This window comes from Bradyrhizobium sp. BRP56 (assembly GCF_020194035.1).
Classification (GTDB): Bacteria; Pseudomonadota; Alphaproteobacteria; order Rhizobiales; family Xanthobacteraceae; genus Bradyrhizobium; species Bradyrhizobium australafricanum.
Map to the genome: position 1 here is coordinate 81,651 of NZ_JADYVV010000004.1, position 12,467 is coordinate 94,117.

The following is a 12,467-nucleotide window of genomic DNA, read 5'->3' on the forward strand; positions in this document are numbered from 1 at the left end:
GTGGTCGCGTGCCCTTCCGGCATTGGCCCAATCTACCACCGATGCATCGCGCTCGATCGAACGATGGCGGCTTTTTCCGCGGCCGGCGGGAGCGAATGCAAGAAGCGAACGACATCTTCTGGTACGAGTTGAAGCCGCAACGCTGCTCGGAGTGCCTCAGGGCCGAAGATGTGCAGATCTTCATTGAAGTCGCCCAACCGAGGGGACAGCGCGATCGCTTCAACGCCGGCATCTTCCGCGCGCTGGGTAAGGTTAGCCTGTACGGCATCTCCGGCGGCATCGGCGTCGCGGGCGATATAGAGCCGACGTAGCCCAGCCGGCAGCAACATGGCCGAGAGGTGATTGGCCGACAGCGCCGCTGTCATCGGCAGGCTCGGCAGTACACAACGCAGCGACAGCATGGTCTCGATACCCTCGCCGGCAGCGAGCACGTCGTCCGCCAGGCCGAAACGAACGGCATTGCCGAGCAGGTCACCCATGGCCCGTCGTGGCGTGTCGACAGGGGCCTTGCCGAGCCGGACGCGATCAAATCCGTCAGGATCGAGCCAGGTGCGATGCACGCCGGAGATCCGCCCGGCGAGGTTCGTGACGCAGGCGATCATCGCTGGCCATGTTTCGGTCGGCAAATGCTCGTCCGGTCGATAGTAGCAACGTGGGTGGAAGCGCAAGCTGCCACCATGGTGGATGCGGGCTATTCCGCGACGTTGCAAATAAGCTTCGACCACAGTCCCGTCGATTGGGCTGGACATGGCAAAAAGGCGACGGGCGGCTTGCTGCGATCCGGCCAGCACGGCTGGACCCACCCCTTCCGGGGTAGGTTGCCGCTCGGAACGAGGTAGCTTCAGAAAGCGTCTCGCCTCCTCGGCCACCTCGCGAAAGTCTCGCAAGGCCAGACTTTCGCGGATGACGTCGAGGAGGTCACCATGTTCTCCGGTCGCGGCATCGGTCCACTTGCCGGCGGGTCCCTTCGGCGATTCCTGGAGCCGTACGAACAACGAACGGCCCGGCGTGTTGCGGACGTCGCCGACCACCCAGTACCGTCCGGCCCGCTTACCATTGGAGAGATAGTGCCTGCATACCGCCTCGGCCTCGCGCGCGAGGCGGCGTGCCAATTCGGAGGCGTCGCGGGGCATCACGCGGCCTCCCGTCCACCGACGCGCGCGACCGGATAGCTGTCGAGCACCTTCGCCAGGACCTCCACACCGCTTGCGTCCGTGGGCACGAACATGCGGAGCTTCCAGGAGATGATCTCCCCGAACAGACCATAAGTCCGCAGGCGATCGCGCATCGTGTCGTTGAGTCCCGACAGTTCGATGCGGGTTGCGCCCATCAATCGGACACGGCGAAGCTGGAGGTCTTCGGCAAGATCGAGGACGATCTGTCCCTCCATCAGCGCGGCAAAGGCAGCGTCCGGCGTCAACGTGGGCGCATCCGCGGCAAGGACGTTCGCGACCCAGGCGGCGGAGACCTTGCGGCCGATGATGCGTTCGCCCGCGTCGGTCTGGAGCCGATAAACTCGGCTTGATTCGTTCGGCAGCCGCTTCCAGATGGGTAACAGCAAGCCGGCCACGACGTGGATCGTACTCTCCGAGAACTCGGGTAGCTCTGCGAGTTCCGCCACCCAGGCGGCGGCAAAGCGTTCGCGATCCGATTCGGCCCAATGGCTTTCCGCCATCATGTTGAGGGAGACGCTGTGCTGCTCCATCGGCCGTATCAAGCGGATGCGCCGCTCGATCTCGCCGTCGTCGAGCATGAAACTTGGCGCCGGGAGCTGCACGGCCGCACGGGCCGAGCGTTCATTGAACAACGGAATCGCGCGATGATCGGAAAGCCGAGCCAGAGCCTCATCGAGACTTAAGGGATGATTGCGCCAGCGCTGGGTCAGCGTAAGCAGGCGGGTCTGCGCCCCCGTGCCCGGATGGGTGTAGACCGTCCGCCGGTCGCAGACGACAAAGCTCTCGGCGCGGAGCGTTTCCAACCCAATGTCATAGGTGCCGGAAGCAACCGCGCCCTCGATCCGAGCCATCAAGAGCTGTTCGAAGACGGTGAACAGGACGTTCTGTAAGTCGATGGTGAGCGCCAGCAAACGATTGAGGAAGGTCGTGATCGGCGGCAGCTCATCCCTCAGCCCATTGGCATCGGTCAGTTGCAGGCCGGTCGCATCCTCGAACCTCTCGAGCGAGCAGCCGTCGATCCTGCCGCGAACGAGCAATGTGTAGAGTTGACGCAAGGCATCACGCCCGTACCGGCTTTCGAGATTGTCCTCCGGCCGAAACAGGCCCTGCCCTGCAGTCTGGCGCTGACCGCGTGTGATCGCGCCCAGCGTGTCGAGCCGCCGCGCAATGGTGCTGAGAAAGCGTTTTTCGGCCTTGACATCCGTCGCGATGGGACGAAACAGCGGCGGCTGCGCCTGATTGGGTCCGGTTGGTCCGGCCAAGCCCCTGGATAGCGGCATCGGCCTTCCAGCCGGGCTCGAGCAGGTAATGGACCCGCAACCGGCGATTTCGGGCCGACAGTTCGGCATGGTAGCTCCGTCCCGTGCCGCCCGCGTCGGAGAACACGAGGACGCGCTTGACGTCATCCATGAAGGCCGAGGTCTCAGCGAGATTCGCCGAGCCCGCTCGGCCCTCGACCACCAATCGGCCATGCTTGCGAACGATGCGGCGCGAACGGCCGGTCACTTCGGCGACCATGTCGGTGCCGAAACGCTGGATGACCTGGTCCAACGCCCCAGGAACAGGCGGCAGCGAGGCGAGCTTTTCGATCAAGCGATCGCGGCGCAAGACAGCCTCCCGGCTCTCGACCGGTTGGCCGTCGCGATAGACAGGCCGCGAGCAAAGATTACCCTCTGAATCAGTGAAGGGCTCGTAGAGCTGCACCGGGAAGGAATAAGCGAGATAGTCGAGGACATACTCCCGCGGGGTGATGTCGACCTGGACGTCGCCCCAGTCTTCGGTCGGGATCTCGGCGAGCCGGCGCTCCATCAGCGCTTCGCCCGTTGAGACAATCTGGATGACAGCGGCATGGCCGGCGTCGAGATCGCGGTCGATCGATCGAATGAGCGACGGCGTCTTCATCGAGGTCAGCAGATGACCGAAGAAGCGCTGTTTGGCGCTCTCGAAGGCGGATCGGGCCGCGGATTTTGCCTGCCCGTTCAGCGTTCCGGTTTCGCCGGTGATGTTGGCGGCCCGCATCGCGGCGTCGAGATTGTTATGGATGATGCTGAACGCGTCAGCATAGGCGTCGTAGATGCGAACCTGCTCGGACGTAAGCTGGTGCTCGACGAGCTCGTACTCGACGCCCTCATAAGACAGCGAGCGGGCGGCATAGAGACCGAGCGCCTTTAGGTCACGAGCCAGGACCTCCATGGCCGCCACCCCACCCTCCTCGATCGCCTCGACGAACTCGGCGCGCGTGGCGAACGGGAAGTCCGCGCCGCCCCAGAGCCCGAGGCGTTGGGCATAGGCGAGGTTGTGGACCGTGGTAGCGCCCGTCGCCGATACGTAAACCACGCGAGCATTGGGCAAGGCGTGCTGGAGCCTCAGGCCCGCGCGCCCCTGCTGAGAGGCCGCCTGGTCGCCGCGCTCGCCCTTGCCCCCGACCGCATTCTGCATGGCGTGGCTCTCGTCGAAGACGATCACTCCGTCGAAGTCGGAGCCCAACCATTCAACGATCTGCATGACGCGCGAAAGCTTCTCGCCGCGCTCGTCGGTGCGTAGCGTGGCGTAGGTGGCAAAAAGGATGCCTTCCGAAAGCCGGATCGCCGTCCCCTGGCGAAACCGGGACAGCGGCGTCACCAGCAGGCGCTCCATGCCGAGCGCCGACCAGTCGCGCTGGGCATCTTCGATCAGCTTGTCGGATTTGCTGATCCAGACCGCACGGCGGCGGCCCTTGAGCCAATTGTCGAGCAGGATTCCACCGACCTGACGTCCCTTGCCCGCGCCGGTGCCATCGCCCAAGAACCAGCCACGGCGAAAGCGGATGGCATTCTGAGCGTCCTCGCACGCGGCGGCCACAACATCAAAGGTCGGATCGACCGTCCAGGAGCCTGCCAGGAATTCGGAATGTGCTCCGCCGGCATAAATGACGCTCTCGAGCTGAGCGTCCGACAGAAGTCCATCTGTCACCACACGTGGCGGCAGATGCGGACGGTAGGTCGGCTTCGGTGGCGCGACGGATGCCATTGCCGCGGACTGCACGAGTTTGGTCGGATGTGGATGCGATCCGGAAATCCGGATCGACTGCAATTCGTACTCCTCATAAAGCGCATCGGTCAGTCGGGCGCTTTCCGGCGGAGACCAATCGACTGTCTCGTAGTTGAGCTCTACGCCTCTTGGCGCCACACGTCCCGACGTGGACGGTAGACACGGTACAGCGGCGGCGGTCGATCTCGCCTTCGCTGCACCACACCGAATAAGGTCGCCCCCAACCGGCGTAGTGACGACGGGTAGCCTCGAAGGCACATGCCGGGCCACCCAGCCAAATAAGGTGGCGACATCGCTCGCCATGCCCGGTGAAGCAGGAAAGATTTTCGGATCAGCCGCAGGCAGCTTGTCGATCACAAGCAGCCTTGTGTCCGTTTGTGTCCCGTGCTTGCCGTAGACGGCGCCGTCAATGGCGGCAGAAAACACAACCCGCCCGCGTTCCTGGAGACGAACAAAGGCTTCCGTCCATGCCGGATTATCCGGCGCAAGGCTCTTGCCAACGATGGCGACAAGACGCCCACCGTCGCAAAGGCGCGCCAAGGATGAGGTGATATGCCGGAGAGCTGCGTCCGGCATCGGTCGTTCGACATTCGCCACAGCCGAGAACGGCGGGTTCATCAAGACGACGCTCGGGGCAACCCTCGCCTCAAGGTGATCATCGATCTGGGCGGCGTCAAAGCGCGTGACCTTAACGTTGGTGAACAGCTGATCGAGCAATGTCGCGCGCGGCTCGGCCAACTCGTTCAACACCAGGGCGCCGCCCGAAAGCTCGGCAAAGATCGCAAGCAAGCCTGTCCCTGCCGAGGGCTCGAGAACGCGATCGGCAGGCGTAACGCCCGCCGCCGCACATGCAACAAGGCCGAGCGGAATTGGCGTCGAGAATTGTTGAAGTGCCTGGCCATCCTCGGAACGCCGCGTATGGGTCGGCAGACAGCTTGCGATCCTTGCGAGCATCGGCAGCATGGCAGCCGTCGAACCCGCCTTGGCGCGCATGGTCGGGCCGAACTTGCGAAGGAATAGAACGGTCGCCGCCTCGCAGGCGTCATAGGCGGTCTTCCAATTCCAGGCACCGGCCGCGTCCGAGCCGGCGAAGGCAGCCTCCATGGCGCTGCGCAGGACAGCGGCATCGATGCGACGACCGCGTTCGAGCTCAATCAAGAGCTGCTGTGCGGCGCGGAGAGCCGCAGAGGTTAGACTTGCAGCGGCACGCATCGAGAGCGGCGCGGCGGCAGCGCCGCCGGTGAGAGATTCGGTCATGGCAGGATGTCTTTCGGAGAGCGGGAACGGGTCGAGCCGGCTGGCGCTCTCTCTGGACCGTGCCGGCTCAAACCCGTCTCGGCCGCTCTCTGCCTCTCAGGAGGCGGCCGCGCGCCCTCACGCCGCGCCACCACATTCGGCCGGGCGACAAGACGAAATCACTGCCGGACACGGCGTGGACGGGCGCGGGATGAGACGTGCGAAGGAAGGCGTACGGGACGGCCGGAGCCGTCCCGCGATGAGGCGTCATTCGGCGGCATCGAGCTGTGGTTCAGCCTCGTCGCCACCCTCCTCCTGCCCTTCGTTGGCGAGGAATTCGGGGAGCGAGCCAGCCTCCCCTTCCTGTTCGACTGGCGAGGCGGTGGCGTCGACCAGGCGCAGCAGCTCCGGCAACCAGCCCGAACCCTCGAGAAGACGCTCGGCCTCGCTGGCCATCTCGGACTTCTTCAGGTGATCGATCAATTGCGCGGACGATTCACCTCGCGCCTCCCGCACCGCCTCCAGGATACGCGGCTTGGTGACGCGGCCGAGATAATTGTCAATGGTCGGTCGCCAGCCGGACTGAACCATGTCGAGGCCGACAGCACGCGCCAGCACATCGGCCTGATCGAACCGAGAGCAGACGCCATGAGCATAGGCACGGCCCTGATTGTAACGGTTGGCCGGCTCATGGACGGCGTTGACCGCAAATGACGCACAGTGAGCGAACAGGGATGCCTGTGCGGCACCGTCAAGGGCCGTGAGCGCATCCCAGAGATCGTTCTCGCTCTTGGGCAGCCGGGCCTTCCAGGACTCGTGCCGGGCCTCAACTGCCTTGGCAGATGCGCTTTCCCTGAGCCCGGGGGCTTGAGCGGGAAAGGTCGGCGTACGAAGTCCGATCTCCAGACATGTGTTGGACGATCCGTACCGGTAAAAGGCCGTCAGCACGAAATTGTGCAGCACCGCCTGGAACGCGATTGCCGGATGTTGTGCCAGCGCGTCCCGTAATGCCAACGTACGATGCGCCGTCAGTTCGGTGATGAGTCGATCCGGCAACGGCCTTGCCGCATCCTCATCATGCTCCTCCGGCTCGGTCGATGCACCGGCGAGCGAAATCGCCGTGCGCTGGACCGAAGCACCGGGCTCCTGCCCTTCAGTCACCGCTACATCGGTGCCTCGCTCGCCTTCGATACCGGCCGCAGGCTCCTCGTCCTCCGGTCGGACATAACCCCGATTGACAGAAAGCCGCCCTTCGCAATCGATGCTGACGAAGACGCCGGCTCTGGCCATCTGGTCCGGCTCGAAGATGTCCGGCCGGTTGTTGAACGCTTCGAGCGCCTGCTCGAGTTCGCCGAGCCGCGCGTCCACCTCACCGGGCAGTTCGTCAGCGCCTTCAAATCTTGCCTCAAGCGCGTCGTATTCCGCCTGGAGAGTATCGAAGCGCGCCTGCTCCTCGGCGGTGAGAGCCGCCGGATCTGCCTCGAGCCGGCGGAGCCCGTGGTCATGGCCGTAGGGAAAGCTGGCGGCGGTCACCTCTATCCACTTCCAGCCTTCGGCGGCGATCGCCTCAGCTTCTGCCCGCAACTTCTCAGCCACGAGACGCTCCAGCAGCGCAACGTCCTCGAGCCAGCCGCCGCCATCTTCTTCGAAGAGATCGCGCAGCACGCCGCCGCCGGCCGCTTCATAGGCGGCGAGGCCGACAAATCGGGCGCGCCTGTCGGACACCCGCACCGCACGCTCGGTCAGGAGGCGCCTGATCTGATACGGCTCGTCATAACCCGACTTGCTGACGGTCTCCCAGACCTGTTCCTGCCGGCCGTGATCGGCGGTAACCGAGAACGCCATCAACTGTTCGAGCGACATGCCGTCGTCGGCGTAAACCTCGAGCAGCTTCGGGGACACCGCCGCAAGCCGCAGCCGCTGCTTCACGACGTTGACGGATACAAAGAAGATGGCCGCGACATCTTCCTCGGACCGCCCTTGCTCGCGCAGGGTCTGGAATGCGCGAAACTGGTCCAGGGGATGAAGCGCGACGCGGTGCACGTTCTCGGCGAGCGAGTCTTCTTCCGCGGTGATCACGTCACCCATGTCACTGACGATGCACTCGACCGGCTCGGCCTTCGCCAGACGCTTCTGCTTGACCAGGAGCTCAAGTGCGCGATAGCGGCGACCTCCGGCCGGCACCTCGAACATGCCGGTTTCCCGGCCTTCGTCGTCGAGGACAGGCCGGACGTTGAGACTTTGCAGCAGGGAGCGCCGGGCGATGTCCTCGGCGAGATCCTCGATCGAGATGCCGGCTTTGAGGCGCCGCACATTATTCTGGCTCAAGATGAGTTTGCTGAAGGGAATGTCGCGCGACGACGACAGCTTGATCTTCTGAACGGCCTTTGCCATGTCAGTTTCTCCGAAACGGGCGGCCGGGAGCCTCTCTCTCGGCCTCCAACCCGTTCACAAACATGCCTGCCCCTCTCTCGCTCTCGCTTTCTTGCTGGCGCAATGGCGGTGGTTGGCGGCTGCCGCGCTATCGGAAAACTGAGTTGCCCGAGCTCGGATGCGATCCAGTTCACCTCTCGTTTCAGAAGTCGAGGTCACGTGGGTCGAAGCTGCAAGCGAGTATCGCGACACTTGGCGTGCATCTTTCGGTGCCGCGCCGATTTTGGCGACGGCGCTACGGTCTCCGAGCCGCCGCGGAATTGCCGGCCCGCGACGGACATCAACGTCTCCCCGAGAGGCAGCGCCATCCCCGAACTGGTGAGCCGGAAGAGCGCAGACGAGCCAAGCCGGAGAACGGAATCCCCGGCTTGGCCGCAATTACGCCACGCGGTCGAGCAACTTCTTGGCCTTGGCCTCCATGTCCAGGCGGACATCCTGATGCGGCCTGTCGCGCGCGACGGCGGTGATGCCCTGCATGAAATCGAAGATGCTTTCAGGCGGGCGGCCTTCCTCCGCCAGCACCGCCTCAATCACCTTGCCTGTCTCGGCCTTGGAGAAGCCGCGGCGGCGCAGAAACTCGGTGCGATCCTCGTCGCTGCGTGCCACGATCCGCTCGCGGGCGGCCTTGATGCCGTTGACAAAGGGCATGGGTGAGGAGTCGGCGAAGTTCAACAGTGCCGGGGCTGCCTCGTGAGCAAAGCGGGAGGCTGCGTATTTGGAATGGCGGATGGTCATCTCCTCGAAATCTTCCACGCCCCACAGATTGCGGTTCTGACAAACCGCACGAAGATAGAAGCTCGCCATGCCGAGCGTCTTCGCGCCAACTTCCGAGTTCCAGCAATAGAAGCCTCGGAAATAAAGGTCGGGCGAGCCGTCCCGGAGACGACCGGCCTCGATCGGATTCAGATCATCGACCAGAAACAGGAAAACGTCCCTGTCCGACGCGTAGAGGGTCGTCGTGTCCTTGGAAATGTCGACGCGGGGATTGTAGATGCCACTTGACCAGTCGAGCGCACCAGGCACCTTCCACCGTGTATCGCCTGTGCCATTGCCAGCGATGCGTTGTACGGCCTCGACCAGCTCGTGGTCGTAGATCCGGCCATAGTCGGGACCGGTGACAGCGCGAAGCTCGATGCGGCTATCCTCGGTCTCGAGCGTTTTGATCTGCTCGACGCGAGTGGCGGTCAGGCCATATTGCAGGTTGATTGCTGCGAGCGCCGCGGGGAGCTGCCGCAGGTAGGTGGCCGGAGCGCCAACCTGGCTTGCAAGCTGGCCGAAGCTCCAGTGGGTCGGGGCGAGCGGCGTGTCCGAGCCGGGCAGCATCAAGGCCAGGCGCTCAGGATCGGCACGGTTTGCCTCGACATGGATGAGCGCGCTTTCGACCACGCGCGTCCGGCTGCGGTCCGCGCGATCGCGCACCGTGCAGGCCAGTTCGTTGAGCGACAGATAGCGCTCATCCGCCGGACGACAGAACCACTCCGAGGACACCCGACCAATGCGCTCGCCGCGGCTCACATCCACTCTGTAACCGAAACTGGCGTTGCGGCTGGCATCAACAATCTGCGTATTCATGGGAGCAATCTCCATGACGGGCGCCGGAAGACTCTCCTCCGACCCTCAACCCGTCATGGCCAAGGCCGCTCCCCTCTGCCTCTCCTGTATCATCGGTCGCCAACGGCAACGTCCAATACGCGCGACCAAGGCCTTCTACCAAGACCCTTGACCAAGACCCTTGACCAAGACCCGCGACGGCGGCATCCGACGCGCCGCAGCTTCCGTCAGGGATGGAAGCCCGAAGGGTGAAAACCCGGCGCAAGCCGGGGTTTCAGCGCCAGCCGACAGCCCGGTCCCGCAGGGAGACGGCAATAAACTCAGCCAACGCTTGACAAGACATTTTGAACATGAGCGGGCAGAAGTCCGACGTCCCTGGCAGATTGTTGCGGACGCGATGCCGTATCGAATTCTGCCCGGAGTTCGCGAACTGGAGTTCGGTATCGACGGCATCGACATAGGAGACCTTGTCCGCCGCGGGCGGATTGAGCTCGTCGTCCCAACAGCCATTCATAGAGAAACCGGATGCGACGCGTGTAGAGCCCGGTCGGCGTCTGCTTCACAAGCTCCGCAATCTCCTCCTTGCCGCACGGCGAGGAAAAGCCGCTTCAGGATGGCGAGCTCTATTGCTTCGTTCTTGAGCGCAAAAGTCAGATTTCTCTCGAGGGTCGCGGCAGGCGCATGACGCGGCGTGTAGATGCGCCATCTTCTCACAGTCGAGCGCGAGCGGCCGGCTGTTTGCGCTTTTGCAATTCGAGGACGAGAAGGTTCTTGCCCAAAGCCAGGCCCGCCTTCGCCGACTCGCTCCGCCTCGCAGAAGGCCGCGCTTATGCGCGCACAGGCGGCGACGAACGCCCCCGTGTTTGAGGCCGCTAAGACGCGCGCAAAACCTGGGCGGGGGGCCGGCGCCGGAGGAGCCGGCCCAGATCGATCCGTGCAACCTATCCAACAGCGAGATATTCTCGCTGGCTCGCGCAGAAAAAAGAACCCCGCCCAATAGTCTGGGCGGGGCTCTGAAGGATCGAGGCTCACTCGCCGTTCTTGCGCGGGCGCGACCACAGCAGCGTGTAGCCCTCGCCGCCTTCGTCGTCGAACAGGTTCGCGTAGATCGGTGCGTTGAACGAGGGGTCGTCGAGCTTGAGCGAGAGGTAATCGCGGCCCTCTTCGGAGCGCTTCGACCAGGCTGCGCCGATCTCGGCCCGGCCTACATAGATGCGGTGGCTCGGAGCGTTGTCGTTGGAGCGGTTGGTCTCGGCGACGATGCGGACGCCCTTGGCTTGCAGGCTCAGGGTGACAATCTCGCCCTGGAAATCGTTGCCCAGCTTCTTGAAAGAACCGATGTTAGCCATGTCACTTCTCCTGTTGTGTTTCGAGCCCGCGACCACCGCGGCCTCGATGGCGATCTAAAGGCCGAGGACGATCGGCGACGCACCCGTTCGGGCCGGAGCGCAGCGGAGGACGTCGTTGTGGCGACTTTCTTGTCTCGCGAGGAATGGGCGAAGCCCAGGGGAAGAAAGTCGCATCAACGGCGTTGCGGCTCAGACGATCGAGGCGAAGCCGGTCTTCGGCCAGATCAAGCCATCAAAGAGGCCACGTGCGTCCGCGTGCTGAAGCGCAATTTCAAGGAGAAGATTGGCCAATCTCGGTTCAGCTGCACAAGATGTTGGAACGATTCAGCGAAGAAAGAGAAACGATCTGCTGCAAAGGACGGTATCGTCCGTGAACGAACATCGAGAGCGCGCAATCCGCCACCGCGACGAGTGGGCTAGGCCGAGATTGCTGCAGCCTGGTCGAAGCGCACCGAAGAGGCGGATTTGCTTCTCGTTCTCGTCATCTTGCCCCCGCATTCAACGAACCGATCTACCCGAACTTGTTCGACGAGGAAGGGGACGAAGGATCATCCCTCGCGTGTGGCGGCCGTGAGAATGATTGAGGCGGCTCCGCCAAGTCTAGCCGGCTCGAACGGGCGGCTCACCGCAAGCAAGCACAGTCAAGCGCCTCCGCGTCCTGCCGCCAACACGAAACGCGCCGAGGCAAGCGAAGGCAGCCCGGCAAGCAATGCGATCTGGGGCAGGCAAAAATCTGCCTCTCCGATGGCCCCATCTTCCGTTGGACGGTTTCGAATTCCGAGCATGAGCAGCTCGCCATTGCCCAGACCAACGAAAATCCACGTTGCCAGAGAAATTAGGCCTATTAGCCAGCGCGCTAAAAGACGCTTTCGTCAAGCTCCTTGAGCGACAGGCCCAGACCTGCACGATCCCGGAAGAGCAGCCTGATACCACATAAAAAACGGCCCCGGGAACGGCGGACTGATAGTCAAACTGCAGAAATCGCTTGAACCTCACGCCACGTCAGGGCGTAGCCTGGAAACCGTCAGCAGATCCTGAAGACGCGAAGCATCGGATCGGGACGTCACACAACCAAATGACAGAGCTGGTTCGGCGTCATCGTGAGTATTGCGCCGTTCGTACCCCTCAACGCGAAGCGAACGGCGCAGCCGCATTAAGCCAAAATCGCTCCCTCGCAAGCAATTCGATCCAGGAGACATGGATGAAATTAGCGAAGACCTCTGTAATCGCATGCGGCATTTCGGCTTTCCTCGCATACTCCGTCATTGCGCAAAGCCTCGCCACCGACGCCAGGGCTCGCAAAGGCATGCAAGACAGGAGCGTACAGAGCGGCATGAGTGATGATGACGATTCTTCGCCCAAACTCAGGACCGCGGGCGGGAAAGTGGGCAGGAAATCGACCAAGAGCGCGAAGCGTGCAGCCGGCGGCAACGCACCGGACAAGGAGACTGATTGATCCGCAACCAGCAGCACACCGGTGGGTGGGAAGCGACTGACGCGAGGCCGTGTCCGGGTACCCCTCCACTCGCACCCTCTGGCCGGAGGTTCGGCCGCACCAAGATGAACTGTGACGGTCGTCGATCTTCAAGGAATACGACAAGGACGAAGGTTCAGCCATTTAACTCGCGCGTTTGCCGTGGCCGCCCGACGGAAGCCATGAAACTAACCCTGATCAATAGCAGCGCAACGGCCG

Annotated in this window: 6 protein-coding genes and 1 pseudogene; 1 reads left to right on the forward strand and 6 read right to left on the reverse strand. The window is 63.3% G+C overall.

What is annotated here, in order from left to right; genetic code table 11:
* Positions 1 to 32 precede the first annotated feature (32 nt).
* From I6F38_RS04815 to I6F38_RS04840, 6 genes and pseudogenes are all read right to left on the reverse strand, one after another.
* Positions 33 to 1,133 (reverse strand): toprim domain-containing protein, encoded by a 1,101-nt coding sequence (locus tag I6F38_RS04815; RefSeq protein ID WP_225159262.1) that lies wholly within the window; start codon positions 1,131 to 1,133, stop codon positions 33 to 35.
* A pseudogene (locus tag I6F38_RS04820) lies at positions 1,133 to 5,462 on the reverse strand (strawberry notch-like NTP hydrolase domain-containing protein). The gene I6F38_RS04815 and the pseudogene I6F38_RS04820 overlap by 1 nt, the downstream one beginning before the upstream one ends.
* A gap of 246 nt (positions 5,463 to 5,708) precedes the next feature.
* Complete coding sequence (locus I6F38_RS04825) at positions 5,709 to 7,835, reverse strand: ParB/RepB/Spo0J family partition protein (protein ID WP_225159263.1); 2,127 nt, start codon at positions 7,833 to 7,835, stop codon at positions 5,709 to 5,711.
* Between the two features lie 417 nt (positions 7,836 to 8,252).
* Complete coding sequence (locus I6F38_RS04830; protein ID WP_225159264.1) at positions 8,253 to 9,446, reverse strand: DUF932 domain-containing protein; 1,194 nt, start codon at positions 9,444 to 9,446, stop codon at positions 8,253 to 8,255.
* A gap of 253 nt (positions 9,447 to 9,699) precedes the next feature.
* On the reverse strand, positions 9,700 to 9,939 hold the full coding sequence (locus tag I6F38_RS04835; RefSeq protein ID WP_225159265.1) for a hypothetical protein: 240 nt from the start codon (positions 9,937 to 9,939) through the stop codon (positions 9,700 to 9,702).
* A 514-nt stretch (positions 9,940 to 10,453) separates the two neighbouring features.
* Positions 10,454 to 10,774, reverse strand: a complete 321-nt coding sequence (locus I6F38_RS04840; protein ID WP_018270286.1) for a DUF736 domain-containing protein — start codon at positions 10,772 to 10,774, stop codon at positions 10,454 to 10,456.
* A gap of 1,201 nt (positions 10,775 to 11,975) precedes the next feature.
* On the opposite strand from I6F38_RS04840, the gene I6F38_RS04845 reads away from it, so the two are divergent.
* Positions 11,976 to 12,230, forward strand: coding sequence for a hypothetical protein (locus I6F38_RS04845; RefSeq protein WP_225159266.1), 255 nt, complete (start codon positions 11,976 to 11,978; stop codon positions 12,228 to 12,230).
* Positions 12,231 to 12,467 lie beyond the last annotated feature (237 nt).